The sequence below is a fragment of the Maricaulis sp. genome (genome assembly GCF_017643475.1).
Lineage (GTDB): Bacteria > Pseudomonadota > Alphaproteobacteria > Caulobacterales > Maricaulaceae > Maricaulis.
Genome location: NZ_JAEPNI010000005.1, coordinates 1 through 26110 on the forward strand (window position 1 = coordinate 1; position 26110 = coordinate 26110).

Genomic DNA, 26110 nt, shown 5'->3' on the forward strand with positions numbered 1-26110 from the left:
ATTTAGTTGAATGTGAACGTGACCGCTCGACCACCCCGGAGGGTTGGGAGCTATTCGTCGAACCAGTCCGCGAGATGGTGCTGGACCGACCGGAGGACGAGCACTTGGTGCTGCTTTTTCATGGCGACCTCACTTCACAGTGCTTTCACGGTAGGAGGAATCCTGGCAGCGGCAAGACGGCTAACCCCTGACGCGAATTTCTGTGGCCGCGCCGCAGCACAAAAAATCCGGGGCTGCGATGCGGCCCCGGATCAATCATTCAAACCTTGCACCAGCCTACCACGGCGGCAGGGTACGGTTGGGTGTCCAGGGGGCACCGGCTTCGCCAAGCGCCGTCTCGAAGGCCGGAATGGCTTCCTCGGTCAGTGCACTCAGACGAGCCCGCAAGCCCTCGAACTCCTCCTCGGCCATGCCCAGCTGGGAAGAGTGAGCCGGAGACGGGCCATAAGTCGCGTTGGACGTGCCCAGTTGGGCAAAGGACAGGCGAGAGCCGACCGTGGACGGTTCGGCGCCGTAACGACCATTTCTCGACTGGTTACCGCCCATGGCTTCCTGGATAGCGAACAGCTCCTGGCGCAGGCCCTCGAGTTGATCATCCAGTGCACCCGGAGCTGTGCGCGAGCGATGCAGGGCAGACTGCAGAACCGCCAGGCGGGTCTGGGTCTGGCCGATCGTCGCATTGGCTGCGGACAACTGGTGCTGCATCTCGGCGAGACGCTCCCAGAAGGCCACGACCTCGTCATCCGGGGAGCCCGGCAGGGCACCCTCAGTCAGACGAACCACCTCAATGCTCTGGCGGTCACCGATGCTGACCGTCTCACCATTGTGCTGACGCACCAGTTCGACGGAATAGGTGCCCGGCGCGACCAGGTATCCGGATGTGGAACTGTCCGGCGTGTCTGGCTGGGTGACAGCGGACCTGCTCGGATAGGTCAGATCCCAAGCCACACGGTGGAAGCCGGCCGTAACCGGTCCCGGCAGACGGCGAACGACATTGTCATTGCTGTCCCGGATCACCAGCCACATGCGCGGCGGCGCCTCACGGCGTTCCGCCTCGACCACATCAAAGCCCGGGAAAGGTGTATCCTCGCCCGCATCATTGGCCGGAGCCTCGGCTTCCTGGCGGATTTCCTCGGCCGTCTGCAGGCCTTCGTGCATGTAATAGGTGATCGTGGCGCCAAAGGCCGGGTTCTCGGCCTGGAAATAGCCATCGCCCTGATAACCCCGGGTGTCGAAGCCCAGCTCATGCTGCTGCTGGTACCACCAGGCCCGGCGGACCGGGAAGAGACGCGTCTCGGTCTCCAGCATTTCCTCGGTCACCTCACGCAAGGCGGAAATGTCATCCAGCACGTAGATGGACCGCCCGAACGTACCGACAACAAGGTCATCTTCACGCTCGTGGATCAGCAGGTCACGCGCCGGGATCGGCGGCATGCCGGCCGTCATCTGGGTCCAGTTATCGCCACCGTCGATGGTGAAATAGACGCCAAAATCGGTACCGATGAACAACAGGTTCGGGTTCTCGTGATCCTGCACGATCCGCCAGACCTGCTGGTCTTCCGGCAGGCCATTGGTGATCATGCGCCAGCTGCGACCGTAATTGTCCGAGCGCATCAGGTATGGCGCGAAATCACCTTCCTTGTGATTGTCCATCGCCATGTAGACCGTACCGGCCTCGAAACGGGACGGCTCGAAATCATTGATGAAGGCCCGATCCGGAACACCGCGCAGGCTGCCCGCACGTGTCTCGGTCCAGCTCGCACCACCATCCGTGGAGACCTGGATCAGACCATCATCAGTACCGGCGTAGAGCACATTCTCGTCGACCGGCGATTCCGCCAGCGCACTGATCGTGTTGTATACGGACATCGCATAGAGGTCCCAGCCCGCATCCCAGGACCACTGACGACCCATGATCGGCAGTTGCATGCGATCCTCATCGCGCGTCAGATCGCCTGACAGAGCTGTCCAGGTGTCGCCCCGGTCATCGGACCGCCAGACACGCTGGGACGCGTGATAAAGCCGCGTCGGCTCGTGCGAGGAGACGACAATCGGCGCATCCCAGTTGAACCGCTCGGCCGGTTCGCCCGGCTGAGGCTGGGCGCGGATATAGATCAGTTCGCCGGTGGACCGGTCGAAACGGACTAGATTGCCCTGCTGCCAGCTGGAATAGGCGATGTCGGGATTACCCGGCTCCACATCCGGCTCGTGGCCATCACCGAACAGCGTCACTTCCCAGTCGGAATTGCGGATGCCGTGACGGCTGTCCGTGCGCGACGGGCCTACCTGGGTGTTGTTGTCCTGGGTACCGCCATAGACGTTGTAGAACGGCTCGGCATCATCCAGCGCAATGTCATAGAACTGCGTAATCGGCAGGTTGGAGATAAAGCGCCAGGTTGCATCACCGTCCAGCGTCTCGTACAGACCACCATCGGAACCGACCAACATGAAATCCGGGTCGGTGGGATGGAAGGCGATCGCATGATCGTCGACGTGTTTGTTCTCATTGTTGATGTCACGGAAACTCGCGCCACCATCGCTGGAAATCTGCGTCGTGTTGGAAACCAGGATGATACGGTCGAAATGGTGCGGGTGAGCGTAGAGCTCCATGTAGTAGTGCGGTCCCGTACCCCCGGAGACCGTGTCGGACATCAGCGTCCAGCTTTCACCGCGATTGCTGGAGCGATAGACACCGCCCTCGCGGCGGTTTTCCTCGATCGCGGCGTAGAGTACGTCCGGATTTTGCGGGGAGATGGCGAGGCCGATCTTGCCCATGTTCCCGGCTGGCAAACCCGCAGTCACTTCGCGCCAGGTTTCACCACCATCATCGGAGACATGCAAGCCGCTTTCCGGGCCAGCCCCCATATACGCGGCGACCGTACGGTGACGCTGCCAGGTTGCGGCGACCAGGCGGTCAGGATTGCGCGGATCCATGACGATGTCGGTGACACCGGTCCACTGACCTGCGGACAGGACCAGGTTCCAGCTTTCGCCACCATCGGTGGACTTGTAGAGACCACGCTCACCGCCCGACGACCACAGCGGCCCCTGGGACGCGACCCAGATGGTGTTCGGATCTTCCGGGTGAACGATGATCTCGGAAATGTGCTCGGAGGATTCCAGGCCGAGATGTTCCCAGCTGCTGCCACCATCGCGGGAGCGGTAGATACCATTGCCGTAACCGACATGGCGGCCGCCATGGTTTTCGCCGGTACCGACCCAGATCGTGTGCGGATTGGACGGATCGACCGTCACCGTACCAATGGAATAGACACCCTGACCATCAAACAGCGACGTCCAGGTCGTTCCCGCATTGTCCGTGCGCCAGACACCACCGGAACCGACGCCGACAATCCAGGTCGACGGGTCATCCTCCATGATCTCGATATCGCCGATACGGCCGGACATGAAGGCCGGGCCGATGCTGCGGAACTCAAAGCCACTGAACGTGCCCGAATTCACGACCCCTGCATCGGTATCGTCCTCCTGCTGCGCACACGCTGCCTGTGGCAGGGTGCACATGAGGACGGCACATAGAATACCTCGCATGGTTCACTCCCCAATTGATTGAATCGGGGGGACCTTAGCAACCCGAAGGGAAAATGAAAGGCTGGGGTTATAGTATCACAGAAATCTGAACATCTAGGCAGTTCAAAGCCTTGACCCGATTGGATCCATCGCAAGGATGCGAGTCATGAAAATCGGCAAGCTTCTCCGCGACATCCATCACTGGGCCTCTCCTGTCATCATGCTCCCGCTGGGCGTGATGATCATCGCCGGCCTGTTCCTGATGCTGAAAAAGGATTTCGACTGGATCCAACCGCCGACCCAGCGCAGCGCCGAAGTCGCTGAAGGTGTTCCTGACACGACGCTGGCACAGCTCTATGAAGCCGCCGTGGCCGTTCCCGAGCTCGAGATTTCAGCCTGGGAAGAGTTCGAGCGAATCGATATCCGCTCGGACCGCGGCATCGCCAAGTTCATTGCGCCAAACCGCTGGGAAGCACAGATCGACCTGGTGACACTGGATGTGCTGTCTCTGGAGTATCGCCGCTCCGATCTGTTCGAACAGATCCATGACGGCTCGTTTTTTGCCGACTGGGTGAAGACTTTCATCTTCCTGCCCGTGGGTATCATCCTGCTGGTTCTGTGGCTGACGGGGATCTGGCTTTTCTTCGAGCCCCATATCAAGCGCTGGCAACGCTCCCGACGCCGCGCGGCAAAACGCTGACCCAAAATAAATAGCGGAGCGATCCGGGTGAGTGGATCGCTCCGCCAGTCCATTCTGACTTACCCCCTAGTTCGTCAGAACGGTATTCTCGACTCTTGCGGGCATCGTAAGCCGAGAACTCACCATCGCTCGAGCCGGAGAGGCGGCAGTCAGAGCAATAGAGATAGCGCTCGCGTCGTTGCCGATTTCCAGCTGGCGCGAGTTCTGACGGAAAATGATCACGCGAAGAGACCGAACTAAATACGCAGATCGACGTATTTTTTCGAAATTCGCCTGGTTGTTTCTTTCGCGCTACTCACGCGTGTCCGTTCGCGGCAGCCGCAGACAGGCATGCACGCCACGCCCCGGCTCGGATCGCATCACCAGGCGGTAGTCGCAATTCTGGGCCAGCCGGAAAATCAGGTCCAATCCGTAGCCCGAAGCACGGTCCGCGCTGTGAATGCGGTGTTCAAAATAGGTCTCGCTGTCGAGCACGATCGGCTCGCTGGACAGACCGCGCCCATTGTCGACCACACACAGCATGACATCCTTACCACAGCGCCTGACGCCCAGCAGGATGCGCTCGGCCTCGGCATGGGCCACCGCATTGATGATCAGATTCAGCAGGATGCGCTCGACCATGCTCTTGCTGGCCTCAACATGGAGCGCGCTGCTCACCTCGCGCCATTGCACCTGATTGACCGAAATGGTCTCCCGCGCCAGAGCGGTGGTGGTTTCAAACAGGTCGGATACCGCAACGGGGCTGGACCGGTTCCAGTCCGACAGGTTTCGTTCGGTCCGGGACAGTTCGAGCACCGAGGTCAGGAATTGCGAGATATTCCGGGTGAGGGATTTCTGCTTGTCTGCTGTCTCCTGCGCCGCGGCGAGGTCGCCGCGGTCGAGCGCCCGGCTGAGCACCGTCGCGTTAAGGTCGAGAGCGAACAGGGGCTGGCGAACATCATGCCCGGTGGACGTCAGCAGGAGTGAGAGAACGGAATTGGCCTTCTCTGCCTCGTCCTTCGCGTCCAGATAGACCTTGTTGAGATAGAAATTGCGCCGCGAGACCCGGCCCGACAGGCGCATCGAGACATACATCGCAATTGCAGCCGGGATCATCGTGGTCAGGGTGATCACATATACCCGGGCCTCACCTGGCTGGAAGAACAGCAACAGCGCAAGGTACCAGGCGATACAGATTACCGAGAACGCCGCGCTGGCCTGGAACAGGTGATAGTTCAACATCCCGATCAACGCGTAACTCATCGCCATCCAGAAGGAGATGGCGAGAAAGCGCGCTGAAAGCCCTTCCGGCGTCGTCTCGTAGTTCAGGTAGAACAGGTTTACCACGGCGACGAGCGACACATAAAAAGCGTACCACCCAACCAGCAACCAACGTACCCAGGATTTCGGGGCTCGCGTGGCCTCGCTCAGCAAGGCACCAACCACAATCAGGCAATACATGAAAAAGCTGACCCGCCAGGCAATCAGCAGACGCACCCCCTGTTGCATGTCCTGGATCTGGAGTTCGTGGGTGACCGAAGTCAGCCAGGTAATCCCCGCAAGAAACGCGGCCAACGCCGCCAGGCGGAAGGCGACTGGACGGACATTCAGCCAGTATTCCTGCTCCAGCGTGTCGTCCTTGAAACGCCCGCTGAACCAAAACCTGTCAGGAAAGTCTGCATCCCGCATCAACGACGCCCTTCACACTCACTCGCTTGCCCCGCCAAGGCTATGTGATACGAAAGCAGAAGACTGTCCAGCCACGCGACCAGAGCGGCCGCCAAGATTAAATGTCCTTCCCCCGCGTTCTCATCATCGACGACCACCCGCTCGTCAGCGACGGCCTGCAATCCCTGCTGAGCGTTGAGGGCATTGCTGACACGGTGAACACATTCACCAGCGCCAGTGCCGCGTTGACAAACGGCACGCCTGAAACCGCCGATCTCGCCCTGGTGGATTTCGGCCTGCCGGACATGACGGGCCTGCAGCTCATCTCGGCCTTGCGGGACAGCAATCCGGATCTCATCTGCGTGCTGATGACCGGTTCTCCGCTGACCGTTTCGGAACGCGAGGAGTTGGCGGGTTTTGCCGGTCATTTCTACCACAAGGGCGACCCTGTAGAGGACCTGGTCGAGGCACTCAAGGCGCCGCTGCCCTCCCCTGCCGCCGACAATGCCGGCAGCGCAGAGCGCATCGCCGAGCTGACGCGGCGGGAACTCGAATTGCTGGCCCTGATCGGCGAAGGGCATGAACTGGGTGAAATGGCCAATATGCTTGGCATTTCCGTGGGCACGGCCCGCAAACACCGCGAGAACCTGATGAACAAGCTGGACGTACGCTCCAGCCTGCGCCTGATGCGGCTTGCCCTGCAGGCCAATATCACGCGACCTGACGCAGACTGACACCAGCGCACCCTGACGGGAACCCGTTCAAACAGGGCGCCGCGTCACGGCATCCGGGATCATCACGGGAGATGGCAAAGGCCGCTTCGCACGCATCGACATGATCAGAACGGCCTTGCCTGGGCGGGCTGATCAGCCGAAACGGCCCATGATGTAATCCTGCGTTTTCTGCTCACGCGGATTGGTGAAGATCGTCTCGGTCGGGCCATGCTCGACCAGGTCTCCCAGGTGGAAGAAGGCCGTCTGCTGGGAGACACGCGCCGCCTGCTGCATGGAGTGGGTCACGATGACGATGCAGTAATTCTCGCGCAGCTCGTCGATCAGCCCCTCGATACGGGCCGTCGCGATCGGGTCGAGTGCCGAACACGGCTCGTCCATCAGGATGACTTCCGGATTGACGGCGATGGCACGGGCAATCACCAGGCGCTGCTGCTGGCCGCCGGACAGGCTTGTGCCCGGATGTGACAGGCGGTCGGAGACCTCTTCCCACAGGCCCGCCTTGCGCAGGCTCTGCTCGACAATATCGTCCAGCTCGTCGGAGGACTGCGCCAGGCCGTGAATACGCGGACCATAGGCGACATTGTCATAGATGGATTTCGGGAAGGGATTCGGCTTCTGGAACACCATGCCGACACGCGCACGCAGGATCACCGGATCCAGGTGTTTGTCGTTGATCTCCTCGCCATCGATCTTGATGGAGCCCTCGACCCGGGCGCCCTCAATCGTGTCATTCATGCGGTTCAGACAACGCAGGAAGGTCGACTTGCCGCAACCCGACGGCCCGATGAACGCGGTGACGCTGTTCTTGGGGATGTCGATGGATACGCTGTTCAGCGCCTGCTTGTCGCCGTAGAAAACGTCGACATCGCGTACTTCGACTTTTGAATTCGTCTCGCTCACTTTGTCCTCACAACCCTGGACCCTGTCTGACAGTGTCCATCCATGCCTACCATCTACGTTCAAACTTGTGTCGCAGATAGATGGCGAGCGCATTGAAACTGATCATCAAGCCCAGCAGCACCATGATCGCGGCAGCTGCGCGCGGCTCGAAGGCGCGTTCGGCGCCATCATACCAAAGGAAAACCTGTACTGGCAGAACCGTCGCCGGCTGCGTCATGCCCTCAATGTCCAGGCTCGGCGTCTCGGCGATAAAGGCCACCATGCCGATCATCAGCAGCGGCGCGGTTTCACCCAGCGCGCGTGACAGGCCGATAATGGAGCCCGTCAGAATACCCGGAGCGGCCAGCGGCAGGACGTGGTGGAAGACGGTCTGCGTCTGCGACGCACCGATACCCAGCGCAGCATCGCGGATCGAGGGCGGCACAGCCTTCATGGCGGCGCGTGTCGCGATGATGATGGTCGGCAGCGTCATCAGCGACAGGACCAGACCACCCAGAACCGGCGAGGATCGCGGCAGGCCGAAGACATTGATGAAGACAGCCAGGCCCAGCATGCCGAACACGATCGACGGCACGGCGGCCAGATTGTTGATATTGACCTCGATCAGATCCGTGACCGGATTCTTCGGCGCAAATTCTTCCAGATAGATCGCGGCAAACACACCCACCGGCACCGACAGGATCAGAGCGATCAGAATGGTGAGGATCGAACCGTGCAGCGCACCACGCACACCGGCGAGCTCAGGCTCGCGCGAGTCGGCATTGCCGAACAGATAGCGGTTCGTGTGTTCCTCGATGACACCGCGGTCACGCAGGACACGGGACCAGACCAGCTGGTTGTCCGAGGAACGCCGGCGGCTTTCCGGCACATCCACGACCAGCAGGTTCCAGCTGTCCGCGCTCTGGCTTTCCGGCTGCACGACCGCACGACCGGTCGCCCGGGTCCCGTCAACAGAAACACCGTCCAGCTTGTAAGCACCGCCTGCCATCTCCACGATGACACTCGGCAGAGTGTCGTCGAGACGGAAAACGCCATCCTCGGCATCGGCCCAGTCCAGCAGCCCCTGCTGGCGCTCACGCAGATTGGCAATACGGTCGACAAGCGCACTGACATCCTCGTCGCCAGCCGCCTGGACCCGCAGGTCCAGCTCGTCGGCACTGGCCCCCAGGGCAACTGCCTCATTGCGCAGGGCTGCACGCTGGTTTTCAAGCAGAGTTGCAAAACCGGCATTATCGCTGACCAACGCGATCGAGCGTCCCTCCTCCTCGGCGCGCAGCGCGGTATTCATCCGGGTCTCGGATTGATCCAACAGCTCGCCCTTGAGGTAAAGATCCATGTCGTCCGACAGCGGCATGCGGAAACGATAGCGCGTGCCGACCAGTGACGGATCCTCGATGACTTCATCCATCAGGCGCGGCGCGTTTAGTGCAGTGTAGAGCTGGAACAGCTGACGCAGATCACGGCGCGCCCGGACTTCCGGGAATTGCTCGCGCATCGCGTTTTGCAACACGCGGGCATAGGAACCCTCGCGCAGAGACACTTCACTGCCATCACCCTGCGGGTCGACCAGATCACGATCCAGATCGACCTCCAGGAAAATCTCGTTGGCGGTATAGGCCGGCAGGCTCTGCATGCCGATGGAACCGAGCAGGATCACCAGGATCGCGACCGCGGAGAAAATCGCGGCGAGACCCAGGCTGCGGAAACGCGCCTCAGACCGGTAACGCTTCGCCAGGCGGGCTTCGACCGCTGCCTTGATGGCGGGTTTTGACACGGACTCAGTCATATTTTTCCCGGTAACGACGAACAACACGCAGGGCGATGATGTTCATGATCAGTGTGAGGATGAAGAGCACCAGTCCCAGGGCAAAGGCCGAGAGCGTCTTGACGCTGTCGAATTCCTGGTCGCCGGTCAGCAACATGACGATCTGCACGGTGATGGTCGTGACTGCTTCGAGCGGGTTCGCCGTGAGGTTTGCACCCTGGCCCGCCGCCATGACCACGATCATGGTCTCGCCGATCGCCCGGCTGATCGCCAGCAGGACAGCACCGACAATCCCGGGAAGGGCCGCCGGCAGAACAACCTGGCGGATCGTTTCAGACTTGGTCGCGCCCATTGCATAGGAGCCATCGCGCAGCGTCTGGGGAACCGAGTTGATGACGTCGTCGGACAGCGAGGAGATGAAGGGAATGATCATCACACCCATGACCAGACCGGCCGACAGGGCGCTCTGGGTCACCACGTCTTCAAATCCCAGCGCACCGAAAATGCCGCGGATGAACGGACCAACCGTCAGCAGGGCGAAGAAGCCGTAGACCACGGTCGGGATGCCGGCGAGGATCTCCAGCAACGGCTTGGCGATCTGGCGGAAACGCGTGCCGGCATATTCCGACAGATAAATTGCAGAGAAAAGGCCGATCGGCACAGCAACGACCATCGCGATCAGAGTGATCATGGCCGTACCGGCAAACAGCGGCACCGCACCGAACGCGCCGGACTGACCGACCTGATCCGCACGAATGGCGATCTGCGGGCTCCACTGCAGGCCGAACAGGAATTCCTGTAGCGGAACTTCACGGAAAAAGCGCAGGCTTTCGAACAACAGGGAGGCCACGATGCCAACCGTTGTCAGGATGGCAATCAGCGACGACAGGAAGAGGACGACCAGGACCAGGCGCTCTACATTGTTGCGAGCGCGGAAGCTGGGCGCGATCTGGAAACGGGAAAGACCGAAACCTGCAATGGCCATGAGAATGACCAACCCCGCCACCGAACGACGGATAAGGGCCTCGGTTTCAACGAGCGACGCCGCGGCTGCATCCAGGGCCGGCGAGGTGCGGCTGGCAATACGCCCGTCTGCAATGCGTCGCGCATCGGCCATGAAGAGTTGTTTGGCTGCATTGCCACCCAGTTCAAGCTGGAAGCCGGCCCTGATGCGATAGCCGCCCGCATCTTCGGCGATACTATCGAGAATGCCCTGGGAGATTTCTTCCTGGCGTCGGACAGCCTGGGCATCCGTATCCGTTGCCAGATTGAGGACTTCGAGCTGTTCCGCGCGTCGCGCCTCGATCATGGCCGGGTCACGATCCTCGCCGCGTGTGCTGCGCAGACGGGAAATCTCTTCGTTCAGCTCGACCACACGGCCACGCTGCTGGGCCGCGGCGGCTGTCAGCGCTTGGTAGTCAGCATCATTGGTCAGGGTCTCGAGATAGGTCGAGGTCAGCGGCGCTGCTTCCCGGGTCAGTTCGGACACGACCATGCGATCCGCGACCTGGCCACCGATCAGCGCATAGGCCATCAGCACCAACAGCGCGGGAAGGCCTGTCCACAGGGCGACATAATATCCGTAATAGTTTGGCAGGGAGTGCAACTCGCGTCGTGCATCACCCACCAGGCGGATCGCTCGAGTGCGTCCTGCGTAGAAGCCTCCGGCGACGACCACCAAGAGGCTAAAAGCGATAATCGTATCGATCGACATCAGTGCCCATTCCAGCGCCAGAAAAGCGCCTCGCCACAATACCCGCACGCCGCATACGAGCGCAGGCATGTCTCCGTCAACTAATTGTTGATGGCGACATGCCTGACTCAAGCTGTTCCCTGCTACGGCGTGGCCTCACAGGGAGCTGAATTTGGTGCCTATTCAGGCACTTCCGTCATAGCGGTCAGAGCGCGAGCGCTGGCAGCCATTTCAGCACGTTCATCATCACCCAGCGGGATCAGGCCACGATCGGTCAGGTAACCAAACTCGCCCCAGGCATCCTCGGAGGTGAATTCACGAACATAACCGGCCAGACCCGGGACCAGATCCGCATGGCGATTCTTCACATAGAAGAACAGCGAACGGGATACCGGGTAGGAGCCGTCTGCGATGGCTTCGAATTCCGGTCCGACACCGTCAATGATCGCACCAGCGAGGCGGTCGGAGTTCTGGTCCAGGAAAGAGAAACCGAAGACGCCGAACGCGGTCGGGGTGTTGACCAAGGTCTGAACGATCGCATTGTCGTTCTCGCCGGCATCAACCCAGACACCGTCTTCGCGGATACGGCTGGCGATCTGCTCGAAACGGTCGCTGTCTGCATCGTCCAGCGCTTCCATGCACGCAATACCGGCAGCGCCACCCTGCATGGCCAGCTCGACGAAAGCGTCTCGCGTGCCGGAGGTCGGCGGCGGGCCAAACACCTCAATGCGCTGCTGCGGCAGGGAGGCGTCGATCTCGGACCAGTACTGGTACGGGTTTTCCTGGAAGGAAGAGCAGGTGTCGTCGGCGGGAACTTCAGCCGCCAGCGCCAGCCACAGCTGCGTCAGGGTCAGTTCCATCGGGCCTTCACCATTGTCGGCGGCGCCCAGGACGATGCCGTCGAAACCAATGCGGACCTCGGTGATGTCGCGCACGCCATTGTTCTGGCAGTTCTCGAATTCGGATGCCTTCATTCGGCGGGACGCATTGGTGATATCCGGATACTCGACACCGACGCCGGAGCAGAACAGGCGCAGTCCACCACCGGAACCGGTGGATTCGACAACCGGGGTCGCATTGCCCGTCTTGGCGCCGAAGGACTCAGCTACTGCGGTAGAGAACGGAAAGACCGTGGACGAACCGACGATGCGGATCTGGTCGCGGCTCTGCGCATCGGCAGCACCGGCAACAGCCAGCGCAGCCGTCATGGCGCAGGTGATAGATTTCAGCGTGCTCTTCATTACGAAGCTCCTAAAAGAGGCGTGTTTCCTAAACGCTCTGTCAGCACCAGCCCGAACCGGCTCACCCGCTCCGCGATGTGGCTGATGAGAACATCAGAACACCCCGGAAGCGGATCTGTGATCGGCTTTCACTCGGACCGGCCAAATCCCCATTTCGAATAAATCCGAAAAAACTCACAGCTCGGATACCGAGTCTGTGTGACAGTTTGACGACAATCGGATGACAAGTTTGTCTCCACCAATTTTCGTTAACTATAACAGGAAGATAAATTCGAATTGCGGAAACCTGTTTTCACCACCTCAACGCACAACGCCGCCCCGGTTCGGAGCGGCGTTGCTGACGATTCTGGTCTTTGTGAAAATCAGAAGTCGATCTGGAAACGGAACTGGGCTGCATCGCCCTCTTCCACATAACCCGGACCATCATGCTCACCATCAACAAGGTTGAACATGACACGGAAATTGCTGTGAACGTACCAGTTCACGCCCAGCGTCGTGGTCTGCAGGGTACCGAGACCGGCATCCCCCATATCCGCGTAGTCAAAACGTGCAGCGATCTCGAACGCACCATAGCCTCCGGCTGTCACAGGAGCATCCGGGCTGGTCCGGTTAAACGTGCCGGAGGACTGCTTGTAACGTCGCGTTTCACCCGTGATGAAATGACCGATGGAGACAAAGCCGCTGACAAATGCCGGGTCGCCGGCAGGCCCGTCGAGCGATACCCGAGCCAGCTCACCGTGAAGATGCGTCGCGCCCCGGACCATCGCTGCTTCGAAGCCGAGGAAGGTCGAGCTGTCGGCTTCGCCCAGCGGCCGACCAGTGCGGTAGTCAGCGGCGGCGAAACGGTTGGACAGGTGCGCGTTCGGGCGGACACGTAGGCGCGTGCCGGCATCGCCGTGGTCCGTCCGGCGAATGGATGCGCCGAGGTGGTAGAGCGGGCCGCCTTCTTCCTGGTTGGACCAGGTGAATCGCGCTGCAACAGCACTGGAATCATTGGCTTCGCGGAAGGCAAAATTGTCATCCAGCGGGGCGCCAAAAATACCGGCGCTCGCCGTGATGCTGTCATTGTTCCAGTAGTAGGCAACGCCGATGCGGCGGTCGAGACCGAACAGGTCCGTCGCCATGCCGCGCTCCATGAAACTGACATAACGCGAAGAGGTCAGTTCCTCCATCGAGTTCATGGTCTTGAACTGCCCAACACGCAGCGACCCCTCGCCGACGGAGAAAGTCAGGTGTACGTCCTTGGCATCAACATCATCACCGGAGAAATCGAACTCGGCGACAAGCTTCGTGCCGTTAAAGCTCGTTTCGATGCCAAGGCGGGCCGTGCGCCATTCTTCGGAGTCACCAGGCTCGGTGCTCAGCGGGCTGTTCCAGTCGATGCTAGCGATATCGAAATAGGCACGACCGCGGAATTTGAAGTAGTTGCCAGATTCCTCAGCATCCCAGCGTGGGCCAGGAGACATGTTGAAGTTCCAGTCGTCGGCAAAGGCCGAGGCCGGCACCGTGAGAGCGAGGGCTGCTGCACCAAGCAGCTTCAGGGTTTGAGTACGCATTCTATTTCGTCCCGTTTGAATAGAGTGTGTGGATCAGGCTGCCCGTATCTGGTCGATGAATGTGGCCAGATCGGATTTGAGTTTTTCAGCGCCGTCGGAAACGCTCCGTGCGGCATTGAGAACTTCGTCAGAGGCCCGGTCGGTATCGCGAACGATTGCTGACAGGGCGGTGATGCTCTCGGTCACCTCGGCCGTTCCTTCGGCGGCCTGGGCAACGCTGTGAGCGATTTCATTAGCAGCCGCATCCTGCTGCTCGACCGCGCTGGAGATGGCGGTGGCGCCGGCGGCGACATTGTCGATGGTTCCGGCCATCGCCTCGATCGCGGCAATGGCCTGTTTGCCACTGGCCTGGATCGCATCGATCTGATCGGCGATCTCCAGCGTTGCATTACCGGTCTGGTCAGCCAGCGCCTTCACCTCGGAGGCAACAACGGCAAAGCCCTTGCCTGCATCGCCCGCTCGCGAGGCCTCGATGGTCGCATTGAGAGCCAGAAGATTGGTCTGCTCTGCAATGGACTGGATGAGGGAGACGACTTCGGAAATTTGTGACACCGCCTCAGCCAGGTCGGATACCGTCTGGCGAGTGGTATTGGCTTCCTCGACCGCGCTCTGGGTATCGGTGGAGGCATCGCTCACCTGCCGGTGGATCTCGCGAATGGAACTGGTCAGCTCCTCTGCTGCAGAGGCAACAGTTTGCGTATTGCCCGATGTCCGCTCGGCGGCAGACGCCACGGTCCCGGCACGTTTGTCAGCGCCCTGGGCAGATCCGTGCAACTCGCCAGCAGAAGCGATCATCTGGCTGGCCGCAGCAGCGAGTTCGTTGACGATCTGACCTATACGGTTGTCGAATTCATCGGCAAGATCATTACGGGCCTTCGCGGCAGTCTCGGCCTCACGGGCCTCGGTCTCTGCACGCTGCGCACGCATCGTCTCCATCTCGTGATACCCGTCCTGGAAAATCCGGAGCGTGCGAGCCATTTCGCCAATCTCGCCGCCGTCCTTGCTGTGTGGCACGTCCGCATCCACTTCGCCGCGCGCCAGTCCGCTCATCACATCAGTGATGGCTCGGATCGGATGGGCGATGGAGCGGGCAACGATCCAGGTCACACCGAAGGTGAGCAGAACCACCACCGCCATGACCGCCAGGCTGACAATCAGGATCTGAGACCGGGATGCCGCCAGCTCGACCAGAGCGGCTTCGCTACCGGCTTGAGCGTGCTCGAGAATGACATCAAAGTCGGTGCTCATCTCGGCGAAAATCGCAGAGAGCGTGGACACGTCTTCATCGAACTGCAGACGCGTTTGCGCCCAGGTTCGGAAATCGCGGCCATAGTTCTGCATCAGCTGGGAGATTTCAGCCTGGTCAGCTGCGCTGTAGCTACGGGTCGCCATCAGTTCGGCGAACTCGACCTGGCGCGTTGCCAACCGGTCGATATAGCGAGACTCAACACGCAGCATGAAGTCCTTCTCGTGCCGGCGCATCATCAACATCAGCACGGTCAGTTCCGCGTCGCCAAACTCGTTGAGGCGGGTCTCGACTGCATGCACAGCGGAGCGTAACCGACCTTCCAGGCCCTCGCTGGGCGTCAGCCCCAGCTCAACGGCCTGGGCAACGACGCTTTCAAACGCGGTCCGGTGACGTGGCAACGCTGTTGCCAGACGCGCCGCCGCGGCGGCGGTTTCGGTGTCCAGATCATGCGACTGAATCTCGCTGATGACCCGCGCAACCGTGTCCGCGTCGGTCAGGTAGCGATCGAGGTACTGGACATCCCGGCGCAGGAGGAAGTCCTTTTCCCGGCGGCGCATCTGCAGCGCACCGATTTCCATCTCGAGCGCCAGGCGCTCGATCTCGGCAAACTCGAGCCCGCGCTCGATCGCCGCATCGGTCTGGGCGCGACTGATGAAGAAGATCGAGAGAAGCGCGATAACTGCGAACGCGGAAAAGCCAGCGAGAATGCCGACCCGCGCGTGGATGGAAAGTCGATTAATAGCTGCCATGGAATACGGCCCTGTTCCTGAAACAACGATTGCACGAGATTTCGCGCATATTCGGATTTCGGTTCTGCCGTATCGCTCGTTTACGTGACAGTTTTATAAAACATTTGGGAATTCACGAATTTTTCACCATAAAATGCCTTGAATTTCCTTCGGTAGCGAAACAGTCAACCGCCCCCCTTTCAGACACGCGTGCAAGTCGCAGAAATCACTTGATTTCAATTATTTCGGGTATTCTCGTAGGGTTGATTGAATCGAACTAACGAGCCGTATTTCCCACTCGGGGGCCCCGCATAATTTTTTTCAATCGACGTTTTCGAAGCCTGTTTCGACCTGGTTTGCGGGAGAGAATCAGCGTTCAGGCAGCGCGTCTCGGCTTCATCGCTCCCGCGATTTCACCCTTGAGGGCGACAAAGTCGACAGGCTTGGTCAGGCACGCAGTGGCACCGGCCTGGCGCAAAGTCTCGCTGGTTCCGGTGTCTGCATCCGCTGTGACCATGATGACCGGCACATCGCGATAAGCTTCCTCGGTAGCGCGGATTTCGCGCAAGGCATCATCACCGGACATGACCGGCATTTGCAGGTCCATCAGAACAACATCAATGGCCGCGTCTTCATCGAGACGGTTGAGTGCCTCCTGGCCGTTTTCCGCCTCGATCACAATATGACCAGAAGCCTTGAGGAATTGCGCCAGCAGGAAGCGGTTGGAGGCAATATCCTCAACGATGAGCACATTGAAACCGCCGCTCTTGTCCGCCCCCGCTGGTGTGGCATCTGGCGTGGGGAGCGCCTCCGGCTTACTCACCTGCTACCGCGGAAGAAGCACAGTGAAACAGCTTCCAACACCAGGCTTGCTGCGCGCCGAGATATCGCCGCCCATAAGGCGCGCAAACTGGCGGGAAATCGCCAGACCCAGTCCAGAACCACCAAACTCCCGCGTGTCGGATTCGTCGATCTGGCTAAAGCGGTCGAAAACGCGAACAAGGTTTGCCTTGGCGATACCCGGACCGGTGTCTTCGACCCGGGTCCACACCTGCCCGCTCTTGCCAGCCCGGTACACATGGATTGCGACATGACCGGTATCCGTGAATTTGACGGCGTTGCCGGCAAGGTTCGTAACGATCTGGCAGACTCGCGTTTCATCGCCCCGGAAAGAACAATCTAGCTCGGGAGAAATCTCCACTCGCATATCCAGCCCCTTGCCGGTCGCCATCGCGCCAACAGCGTCAGCCGAGCGCTGGATCACGTCGGTGAGACGGAATTCATCGGATGCAAGCCGGATCTGTCCCGACTCGATCTTGGACAGATCCAGCACATCTCGGATCAGGTCGAACAGCATGGCTCCGGATGAACGAATAATGCGCAAATATTCTGCCTGGTCCTCGGATAACTCCGTCTTGTCCAGCATCTGTGAAGCGGCCAGCACGCCATTCAGCGGCGTTCGGATTTCATGGCTCATATTGGCCAGGAACTGGGATTTGGCGCGGTCGGCGGCTTCCAGTTCCTGAACCTGATTCAAGCTGTCGCGGAAGCTGAGCAGAGCGCGATTGATATCCCCGATTTCGTCGCGGCGCTTCGTTTCAGGGATGGGCGTTGCCAGCTGGCCAGCTTCCAGGGCCTGAATGGCTTCAATGGAGCGATGGATCGGCTGGCGCACCAGCAGGTGGGACACCGCCAGAAGCGCAAGGATCACGCAGACCACCAGGCCGACACCCGTATAAAGCACCAGCTGCCGGATCTGGATGGCATCCGCCATCACCGTGGCCTCCGGGACCGAGATGACGACCATCCAAGGCTGGTCGAACTGGCGAAGATGGATCGGCGACAACAGGTGCAGCAGCCCGTTCTCCCCCCGCACAATCGTCACATCCTGGGGAATTCCCGGTCCAGTAGCGGACGCCGGCCAGAAATCAGCGGCTGGCGCAACGGGCTCACCCAACTGGCTCTCATCACTGGTCGCGGCCCACATCAGGTCATGCGAGACCAGGCACACCATGCCGTCGCCGTACGGCTTGATACCGGCAAAATGCTCGGACAGCGCTGACAGATCAAAATCAACGCCCACAACGCCGATTGTTTCCCCATCGCGCGAGACCGGAAAAGCCGCCGAGAGAAGCAGCACCCACTGGCCTTCAATCAAATAGGGGGCCCGGGTTCATCACATAGGGCTGCCCAGACGTCAGCGGCACACGATAATAGTCCGACTGTGCCCCTTCGGCGTCAGCGAAGGTCAGGTGATGACACTGGGCACCATTGCCGAAATTGTACACATAAGGCCGGAAATGCCCGGTATCCGGATGGGCCAACCAACCATCGCGCTCCACATTGGCGTCGTTTCCGTCGAGCGCATTCGCCTCGACAACAAACCAGGCGCCCGCGAATATCGGCTCTCCATCGACAAATTGATAGAGCACCTCGGCCGCAGCCGTCTCGGTGAGTTCCCGGGTTGTCAGGCGGGCCACGGTCGCGTCGACGAAATGGGAAATAATCAAAATGGACGCTATCACCAACACCGATGCCAGCACACTGGCAGCAAACGCCATCCGTCCCCCCAGAGACGTCGGCATCAGCGCACGAAGCGCCGCCCCCCGCCCTCCCCGACCGGTTCCGGTTTCATCAATTTAAGACGACGTCTGCAAAGGCGAACATCCGAACAACAACATCGATGGTGATGACTGGCATCACTCAAACAATACCTGATTGTGGATAAGAGTTCGTTAGTGCAACCAAAGGATAAGACCGCACATCACCGGCGTAAACGCGGATCAGACGGCGCCAATCATCAGACCCTCAACATCTGCGCGCAGCGGCAATGATGGCTGGGCGCCCGCTTTCAGGGTGGAGGCGGCTCCGGCGGCACAGGCAAAGGCCAGCGCGTCGGAAGGCGTCATCTGTTCAAGTAGAGCCAGGCTCAATGCCGCGACGAATGTATCTCCGGCACCGGTTGCATCAATCGCCTCGACCTGGGGCGGTGCGCACCGGGCAATCTCCTGGCCGTCGCGGAACAGGGCAGCGCCCCGAACTCCCAGCGTCAGCGCTGTCAGACCTCCGGCCGCAAACAGTCGACCCAGACCGTAATGCTCGCCCTCTGCTTCATTGACGATCAACACATCGGCGCGTTCAAGCAATTCGTTCGGCACCTCGGCGGCCGGCGCGAGATTGAGCACGACCAGTCCCTCGCAACGCCTGGCCGCTTCGGATAGGACCTCGACTGGCGTTTCCAGCTGACCAATCAGAGCCCCCTCAATCCGATCCGGCAAGTCCGCTATGGTCAAACCACCGTTCGCCCCGGAAGCCACGACAATCTGGTTGTCGCCGTCGGGCGCCACGGCGATCATCGCCACGCCGGTGGGCGCCGCTTCGCTCACGCGGCAACGGTCAAGATCCACACCATTTTCACGCAACAGAGCGAGCGCCGCTTCCGCCTCATCATCCGCGCCTACACAGCCAATCATGCTCACAGCTGCCCCAAGGCGCGATGCAGCCAGAGCCTGGTTGGCACCCTTGCCGCCTGGAAATTTCGCGAAACCATCGCCCAGCACGGTCTCTCCGGCCTTCGGCAACTGATCGCAGCGCACGACCAGATCCAGATTGATTGACCCCAGAACCGTGATTACCTGGCTCATCAAAGGCGCTCCATCGAGGTGACAAGAAGGTCGAACAGAGCATCATCATCCAGCCCGGTGACCCAGTTAACACCATTGGCGCATTCAGCTCCGAGCGCGGTATTGCCGCGTTTTTCGTCGTCGGATGTGGTCACCGTCACAGAAACCGACTTGCTGGAGAACAGGCCCGGGTCGAGCAGGTAGCCAATCGTGCAGGGATCGTGCAGCGCGGCACCATCCGCGCCATAGACCTCGCCATAGATCCGGTTGACGTGGGAGATCATCGCTGCTGATGCATGACAGGCCGGATGCCCGGAGGCTTCAAGTCGTTGCATGCGCGGTGGTGTGCAACGGATCTGCAAGGTGGCGTCGAGACCGATCAGCGTCGTGGCACAGCCGCTTTCCAGCACGATCTTGGCTGCGTCGGGGTCTGCATAGATATTGAACTCGGCATGGGCAGTGATATTGCCGCCCTCGATCGCGGCGCCGCCCATGATCACCAGCTCGCGGACACCGCGCATGATCGAGGCGTCGCGCTTCAACGCGGTCGCGAAATTGGTCATCGGCCCCGTGATCACCAGGGTAATCGAGCCCGGCTCGGCCGCAGAGAGCGTATCGCACAGATAATCAACCGCGTGGGTCGTGCTGACCGGTACGCTCGCTTCGGGCAGGCGAGCATCACCCAGCCCCGAAGCCCCATGGATATGTTCGGCGAATTCGGGGTCGACCCGCATCGGACGATCACAGCCGGCATAGACCGGTATGTCCTCGCGCCCGGCCAGCGCCAGCACCCCGCGGGCATTGCGGGCACAAGTTTCCACCGGAACATTGCCGGCAACGACCGTGATAGCCTTCAGATCGAAACGATCCGGCGCACCCAGAGCGGCGAGCAGCGCGATGCAATCATCAACACCGGGGTCACAATCGATGATGATGGATCGCGTCACCTCGTCACCCCACGAACAGCATACCCGCTATCGCCGCACTCATCAGATTTGACAGGGAACCGGCAAGAACGGCGCGGAAACCGAATTTGGCGATCTGGCCCATGCGCTCCGGGATCAGGCTGCCCAGCCCGCCGAGCAGAATGCCGACAGAACTCAGATTGGCAAAACCGCACAAAGCAATAGTCAGGATCGCCTGGCTGCGCGGTGAGAAATCTTCCAGGCTGCCGGACAGGGTCAGGTAGGCGACGAACTCGTTGATCACCAGTTTTTCGCCGACAATGGCGCCTGCGGCCTGGGCCTCGGCAGGCGGAATGCTGAGCACCATCATCAGAGGGGCAAACAGCATGCCCAGCAGGCTCTGAATGGTCACACCCTCAATACCGAACAGGCCACCGACCATCGCAATCAGCCCGTTAACCAGGGCAATCAGCGAGACGAAAGCGATCAGCATCGCTCCGATATTCAAAGCCAGGCTCAGGCCGTCCTTGGCGCCAACAGCAGCGGCCATCACCACATTGGCGTGCGGTTCACGCGCCGGCGGGGCGTTGACGATGTCCTGTTCCTCATCCTTTTCATCGTCCGCCGGCATGATGATGCTGGCCATCAGCAGACCACCCGGAGCCGCCATGAAACTGGCGGCGAGCAGGTATTCAATGCTGATGCCAATCTGGGCGTAGGCCGCCAGGACAGTACCGGCCACAGATGCGAGACCGGAGGTCATGATCGCAAACAATTGCGGCTTGGTGATGCCATCCAGATACGGGCGGATGACCAGCGGCGCCTCTGTCTGGCCGACAAAAATATTCGCGGCCGCATTGAGCGATTCAACCCGTCCGGTCCCCAGCAGAACATTGAGAACCATGCCGACGACACGAACGATCCACTGCATGATGCCGATATGATAGAGCACGGACATCAGCGCGGAGAAGAAGATCACGACCGGCAGGACGTTGAGCGCGAAACTGAATCCAACGGACTCAGACACAAGCGGTCCGAAAACCATTTCAATACCGGCGGCAGAGAATGCGAGCAGCTGGGTCACACCGGCAGACAGGCCGGAAAGCATTTCACGCCCTGCTGGCAGATAGAGCACAAAGCCGCCAATCGCTGCCTGTAACAGCAAGGCGCTGAGCACCGTGCGCAGGCGAATTTTGCGACGATTGGTCGAGAATACAAAGGCGATGACCAGAAGCGTAAGCGCTCCGACACCCGCTAACATATTGGCACTCATGCGGCTGCCCCCACTACTGGCTCGCCTGGAAACGGAACTTCAGAAATTGTTCTGCCACGCGAGCGCACGCGGTGAAAGCACGGATTCACATCTCGGCTCGCATCCGGCCCGGCCAACGGGTCCAGCAGATCAGGCGTCAACAGTATCGAGCGCGCCTTCAACACGCGCCTCTTCGCTGGCTGCTGCCTGCATACGCTCTAGCCAGTGCTTGCGACAGAGCGAGAGATAATTCGCCTTGGCCACGCCGACCTGGACACCTTCAGTGACCGCATCACCCGACGCGTCGAAACGCAGATTCATTGTCGCCTTGCGACCACAGTGACAGATCGTGCGTGCTTCTCGCAGATCATCAGCGATGGCCAAAAGCTCGGCGGCCCCCTCAAACAGCTTGCCCTGGAAATCCGTACGCAGTCCGTAACACAGGACCGGAAGGCCCAACTCGTCTCCAACCCGGGCCAATTGCCAGACCTGGTCGCGGGAGAGGAATTGCGCCTCGTCGACAAAAACCGCATCCAGCCCGTCCGCCTCCCGGAACGCAAGGATCTGCGAATACATGTCCGTACCGTCACGATAGAGATGCGCGGGCGCGTTGAGGCCGATACGCGACTCGATTTCACCGGCATCGCTGTCGTCAGCGGCGCCATGCTGCGAGGTCCACAACATGACCTTCATGCCCTGCTCACCATAGTTGTGAGCGGCCTGGAGAAGAATGGCGGACTTGCCAGCATTCATTGCGCTGTATGTAAAATAGAGTTTGCCCATATCCCGGTGCTAATCCGATTCCCGACCGGGTCGACCCCTCGTGACCGTGGACAAATGTGATCACGTGTACATCAGGTCAATCCCTGCCCAAGCCGCGCCAGCGTGCCGTGGCCGGGACGGGAATGGATCTGCATACGCATCCGTCCTTTTTCTGCCAGTCTGAAGATGATCTCCAGGCCAAGACCCGCGCGGCGATGGCCGGTTTTCCGGCTCTCCTCCACCATCAACATGCTGTCCAGCATCATGACTTCACGGCCAATACCATTGCCGTCATCCACAACCAGCAAATCAATGCCGCCGGCGTTTCGTATGGCCCCGATCAGCACACGCTTGCCACCGGAATGAGTGATCGCGTTGGAGACAAGATTGGTCAGGATATGTTCGACGATGCCGCGATCGATCTCGATGGTCTGGCTGCTGCCAATCCAGCGGACCTCGATCCCCTTGCTGCGCCCGACTTCCTCCAGCGGGGTCACGACCTCGCGGACAAGGTCGCCGATCGCCACCCGCTCCCGATCGACCGGTCGCCGGTCCGTGTCAAGATAGGAAAGTTCAAGAACCGAAGAGAGCAGCGAGGAGACATTCCGAACCACCTCGCGCTGACGGCCGGCCACTTCCTTGGCCTTCTCCCAGTTCTCGGCTTCCAGCAAATCCTCGAGCAAGCTGGCATTGAGGTCGAGCGCGTAGACAGGCTGACGGATATCATGACCTGTTGCAGCCAGGAGGAAGGTCGAGAATTCCTGCGCCTTCTCGGCCGCGATACGGGCTTTCTCGTAAAGCTCGGTCAGATAGAAACGCCGCCGGGCCCGCATGGAAAAGGTCACAGACATGATCCAGGCAAAGGCGCAGCTGGTCCACACCAGCACAGCCTGGGAAAAAACCGGATGCTCCGAAGTGTCATGCCAGTAGATCGCCAGAAAGGCATAGGTCAGCGCATAGGTCACCGAGATCAACGCGATCCAGTTTGCATATGCCGCCAGCGCCACCCCCATCGCCATAACGTGCAGGGACATCCAGGAACTGGTACGCCGGGATCGCTCCGCCTCTGACAAGCGCGTCGTGCTGGCCTGTCTCACCGACGAGGGACTGAATGCTGCCGCAGCGGCTCCGGAATTGTTACAGGCTGGTTTCCTCCGTGAGTTTCGCAAACTGCAGGACTGGGAGCGCGGGATGCTCATCGCATCTCTCCAGCGGATCGCCGAAATGATGGATGCCGAAGACCTCGACGCTTCACCCATCCTGGAGACCGGTGAAATCGAGCCAGACGAACACGGCAACCGGTAAGGGGTTTTCTGCACACCACGCCCATGACAGCCTCCTCGGGCGCAGGTAACATGCCACTGAACCATTTCTGATTGGGAACAAGCGCTTATGAGACGTGTAGTGATTGTTGGTGGCGGCTCCGCCGGTTGGATCATGGCGGCCTATCTGAATGGCGCGATCAATGCGCGCGGTCGCGACAAGAAAATCGACATAACGCTTGTCGAATCTCCAGATGTGCCACGCATCTCGGTCGGCGAGGCCACCGTTCCTTCAATCCATCACGTGCTGGAAGTGATCGGTATCGACGAAAAGGAATTCATGCGCGAAACGGATGCCAGCTTCAAACAGTCGATCAAATACGTGAACTGGCTGGAGAATAACGGATCCGGATATCACCACCCCTTCAACCGCGCGACGCTCGGGCCTATCGACAATAGTGGTGCCAATTGGATGGTCTCGCGGCGCGACATCCCGTTCATGGAAACGGTCAGCGCCCAGACCCTGATCGCCGAAGCATGCCGCGGCCCGAAAACCGGTGATGGCCGCCCCTTCGTGGCTCCAATCAAATACGCATACCATTTCGATGCCCAGCTTTTCGCCGACTATCTGACCAAGATCGCGACAGCGGCCGGCGTTACCCATGTCCGAGCCAATGTGGTCAAGGTGAATACCGGCGAGGATGGGCTGATCAAGACACTCGACCTCGACACAGACAACCAGCTCGAAGGCGATCTGTTTGTCGACTGTACAGGCTTCAAGGCCCTGCTCATCGAAAAGACCATGGGCGTGCCCTTCGAGGACTTTTCCCAATGGCTCTTCTGCAATCAGGCTGTCGTTGCCCAGTTTGGTTATGAGGACCATTTCCCCGGCGTCGTTCGCCCCTATACCACGGCAACCGCCATGTCGGCGGGCTGGATCTGGGACACGCCCACACAGACCCGTCGCGCAATCGGCTATGTACACGCGACCGACTTCATCAGCGCCGATGATGCAGCCCGCGAGCTCCTCGCCTATCAGGGCGTCGACGAGAACAAGGCCGACACGCGAATCGTCAAGTTCAAGGTGGGCAAACGCCAGAAAGCCTGGGCGGGAAATTGCATCGCCGCGGGTCTCGCGAGCGGCTTCATCGAACCACTTGAATCAACCGGCATTTACCTCGCGGAGCTGGCAGCCGTGTTGCTGGCCGAACATTTCCCCTATCGCGATGAGGATCTGGAACCGCTGGCCTTCCGCTTCAATCGTGTGGTTTCGAACAGATATTATGAAGTGCTCGACTTCATCAACATGCACTATTGCCTGACCCGCCGCACCGACACCGAGTTCTGGAGAGCGGTGCAGCGTCCGGAGCACATCACTGACCGCCTGAAAGCAAAGCTGGAACACTGGCGGATGAAACCGCCTTCAATGTCCGATTTTCAGGACCAGGCATTCTCGGGCTTCACCTACGGTCAAACCGTGACGGACGACCCGGAAATCGATCCGCGCCCGCCCGTCGACACCGGAAGTTTGTGGGACCATTCAAGTTACGAAGCCATCCTGTTCGGCATGGACTTCCGTGGACCGGAATTCGAGAATCTCGGCACGAACAGACCGCGCTCGCAGATGCTTGAAATCGTAGCAAACGTGCTGCGCGCAGCGCCGTCCCGGCTGGCGCCGCACCACGCGTGGCTGCATCATAATCTGGGCATGAAGGCCTGGCCGACAGGACCGCGGCCGGCCGGCTGGGTGGATCACCCTCACCTGTAGCCGAGAAGCTCGCGCAGGCCGGGATTGGTGTGATCAACCAGTATCTTTTGCGTTTCCGGGAGTTCCGAAGGAACTTCCTGGCCTTGCAGCTTGAGATTTTCACGCGCGGTGCCGCTTTGCTTGCGATCTGACCCGACCGCGATGCGTTCCTTCCAGTCGGACGGCATATCAATGCCACCGAAGGCCAGCAACTCGCCAAAAAATGCCTCGGCCTCCGGCTTGTCGATATTCTTGAGATGGTGAACGACGTCTTCGTACTTCACGATACGGGCGCTCGTTCCCAACCACGCCACGACGTTATTGTGGTAGATTTCCTGCATCGTCGGAAAGCGGTTGTGGGCTCCGAAGATCATCATGTTCAGATAGTCATGGATCTCGACACGGCCTCCCTTGAGGTGGTCGATATTGGCCTGGAAATTGTCCGACAGGAAAAAGCGCGCACGCGCCAGAACCCAACTATAGGGATCGCGCACCAAGAGCAGGTGATTGACATCCTTCAACAGGATTGCCGGGCCTTCACCGAACAGCAAATGCCCCCATGAGAGCGTGGGATCGCCCTGCAAGGCTTTGGCATGCTGGTTCAGGTTGGGGTACTGGATGAAATCTGCGCTGTACTGCTGCTCGACCGGAACGAACATCCGCACGATGTTCTTCATCAGATGACTGCCGCTCTTCGGGACGCTGTTCAGGAAGAAATGCTTTTTCAGCGGCACCTGGGCGAAGTCGGCATTCTTCTCATCAAGATTGTCCGGGTCGGCGAGTACGATTGGCATGTTTCATGTCCATGTTGTGAAAAA

The 26110-nt window shown here is 60.0% G+C and carries 22 protein-coding genes; 5 read left to right on the plus strand and 17 right to left on the minus strand.

Going from position 1 to position 26110, the window contains the following annotated elements:
• Positions 1 to 191: hypothetical protein (locus JJ889_RS15045; RefSeq protein ID WP_291896518.1), on the plus strand; the 191-nt coding region annotated here is incomplete at its 5' end.
• 85 nt (positions 192 to 276) lie between these two features.
• On the opposite strand, the gene JJ889_RS15050 is transcribed toward JJ889_RS15045, so the two are convergent.
• The gene (locus tag JJ889_RS15050; protein ID WP_291896520.1) at positions 277 to 3549 is read right to left on the minus strand and encodes a glycosyl hydrolase; all 3273 of its coding nucleotides are present in this window, start codon (positions 3547 to 3549) and stop codon (positions 277 to 279) included.
• Positions 3550 to 3694: 145 nt separating this feature from the next.
• Between JJ889_RS15050 and JJ889_RS15055 the strand changes: the two genes are divergently transcribed.
• A complete protein-coding gene (locus JJ889_RS15055; protein WP_291896522.1) occupies positions 3695 to 4228 on the plus strand; it encodes a PepSY-associated TM helix domain-containing protein in 534 nt (177 codons plus the stop codon).
• Positions 4229 to 4519: 291 nt separating this feature from the next.
• Here the strand turns inward: JJ889_RS15055 and JJ889_RS15060 are convergent, their stop codons facing one another.
• The gene (locus JJ889_RS15060) at positions 4520 to 5896 is read right to left on the minus strand and encodes a HAMP domain-containing sensor histidine kinase (RefSeq protein ID WP_291896524.1); all 1377 of its coding nucleotides are present in this window, start codon (positions 5894 to 5896) and stop codon (positions 4520 to 4522) included.
• Between the two features lie 101 nt (positions 5897 to 5997).
• Between JJ889_RS15060 and JJ889_RS15065 the strand changes: the two genes are divergently transcribed.
• A complete protein-coding gene (locus JJ889_RS15065) occupies positions 5998 to 6609 on the plus strand; it encodes a response regulator transcription factor (protein ID WP_291896525.1) in 612 nt (203 codons plus the stop codon).
• Between the two features lie 132 nt (positions 6610 to 6741).
• On the opposite strand, the gene pstB is transcribed toward JJ889_RS15065, so the two are convergent.
• From pstB to JJ889_RS15135, 14 genes are all read right to left on the minus strand, one after another.
• Positions 6742 to 7509, minus strand: coding sequence for a phosphate ABC transporter ATP-binding protein PstB (gene pstB, locus JJ889_RS15070; RefSeq protein WP_291896527.1), 768 nt, complete (start codon positions 7507 to 7509; stop codon positions 6742 to 6744).
• Positions 7510 to 7555: 46 nt separating this feature from the next.
• Positions 7556 to 9295: a phosphate ABC transporter permease PstA gene (gene pstA, locus JJ889_RS15075; RefSeq protein ID WP_291896529.1), complete on the minus strand. Its 1740-nt coding sequence runs from the start codon at positions 9293 to 9295 to the stop codon at positions 7556 to 7558.
• Entirely contained in the window at positions 9288 to 10988 is a 1701-nt protein-coding gene (gene pstC / locus JJ889_RS15080) for a phosphate ABC transporter permease subunit PstC (protein WP_366940137.1), read from the minus strand. Before pstC ends, pstA begins: the two co-directional genes overlap by 8 nt.
• A 158-nt stretch (positions 10989 to 11146) precedes the next feature.
• Complete coding sequence (locus tag JJ889_RS15085; protein ID WP_291896532.1) at positions 11147 to 12208, minus strand: substrate-binding domain-containing protein; 1062 nt, start codon at positions 12206 to 12208, stop codon at positions 11147 to 11149.
• Positions 12209 to 12570: 362 nt separating this feature from the next.
• Positions 12571 to 13764 carry a porin gene (locus tag JJ889_RS15090; RefSeq protein WP_291896534.1) on the minus strand — a complete coding sequence of 398 codons (1194 nt, stop codon included), beginning with the start codon at positions 13762 to 13764 and terminating at the stop codon, positions 12571 to 12573.
• A gap of 33 nt (positions 13765 to 13797) precedes the next feature.
• A complete protein-coding gene (locus JJ889_RS15095) occupies positions 13798 to 15762 on the minus strand; it encodes a methyl-accepting chemotaxis protein (protein WP_291896536.1) in 1965 nt (654 codons plus the stop codon).
• A 355-nt stretch (positions 15763 to 16117) separates the two neighbouring features.
• Positions 16118 to 16564 (minus strand): response regulator, encoded by a 447-nt coding sequence (locus tag JJ889_RS15100; RefSeq protein WP_291896538.1) that lies wholly within the window; start codon positions 16562 to 16564, stop codon positions 16118 to 16120.
• 3 nt (positions 16565 to 16567) lie between these two features.
• A complete protein-coding gene (locus tag JJ889_RS15105; RefSeq protein WP_291896539.1) occupies positions 16568 to 17881 on the minus strand; it encodes an ATP-binding protein in 1314 nt (437 codons plus the stop codon).
• A gap of 10 nt (positions 17882 to 17891) precedes the next feature.
• Positions 17892 to 18302 (minus strand): hypothetical protein, encoded by a 411-nt coding sequence (locus JJ889_RS15110; RefSeq protein ID WP_291896541.1) that lies wholly within the window; start codon positions 18300 to 18302, stop codon positions 17892 to 17894.
• Positions 18303 to 18524: 222 nt separating this feature from the next.
• Positions 18525 to 19385 (minus strand): ribokinase, encoded by an 861-nt coding sequence (locus JJ889_RS15115; RefSeq protein WP_291896542.1) that lies wholly within the window; start codon positions 19383 to 19385, stop codon positions 18525 to 18527.
• Positions 19385 to 20311, minus strand: a complete 927-nt coding sequence (locus JJ889_RS15120; protein ID WP_291896544.1) for a nucleoside hydrolase — start codon at positions 20309 to 20311, stop codon at positions 19385 to 19387. Before JJ889_RS15120 ends, JJ889_RS15115 begins: the two co-directional genes overlap by 1 nt.
• Positions 20312 to 20315: 4 nt before the next feature.
• On the minus strand, positions 20316 to 21542 hold the full coding sequence (locus JJ889_RS15125) for a NupC/NupG family nucleoside CNT transporter (protein WP_291896546.1): 1227 nt from the start codon (positions 21540 to 21542) through the stop codon (positions 20316 to 20318).
• A 129-nt stretch (positions 21543 to 21671) separates the two neighbouring features.
• Positions 21672 to 22304: a thymidine kinase gene (locus tag JJ889_RS15130; RefSeq protein WP_291896548.1), complete on the minus strand. Its 633-nt coding sequence runs from the start codon at positions 22302 to 22304 to the stop codon at positions 21672 to 21674.
• A gap of 71 nt (positions 22305 to 22375) precedes the next feature.
• On the minus strand, positions 22376 to 23317 hold the full coding sequence (locus JJ889_RS15135; protein ID WP_291896550.1) for a HAMP domain-containing sensor histidine kinase: 942 nt from the start codon (positions 23315 to 23317) through the stop codon (positions 22376 to 22378).
• Positions 23318 to 23363: 46 nt separating this feature from the next.
• On the opposite strand from JJ889_RS15135, the gene JJ889_RS15140 reads away from it, so the two are divergent.
• Positions 23364 to 23588 carry a hypothetical protein gene (locus JJ889_RS15140; protein ID WP_291896552.1) on the plus strand — a complete coding sequence of 75 codons (225 nt, stop codon included), beginning with the start codon at positions 23364 to 23366 and terminating at the stop codon, positions 23586 to 23588.
• Between the two features lie 87 nt (positions 23589 to 23675).
• A complete protein-coding gene (locus JJ889_RS15145; protein WP_291896554.1) occupies positions 23676 to 25313 on the plus strand; it encodes a tryptophan halogenase family protein in 1638 nt (545 codons plus the stop codon).
• Here JJ889_RS15145 and JJ889_RS15150 read toward each other — a convergent pair.
• Entirely contained in the window at positions 25304 to 26086 is a 783-nt protein-coding gene (locus JJ889_RS15150) for a hypothetical protein (RefSeq protein WP_291896556.1), read from the minus strand. The two genes, JJ889_RS15145 and JJ889_RS15150, sit on opposite strands and share 10 nt — an antisense overlap.
• Positions 26087 to 26110 lie beyond the last annotated feature (24 nt).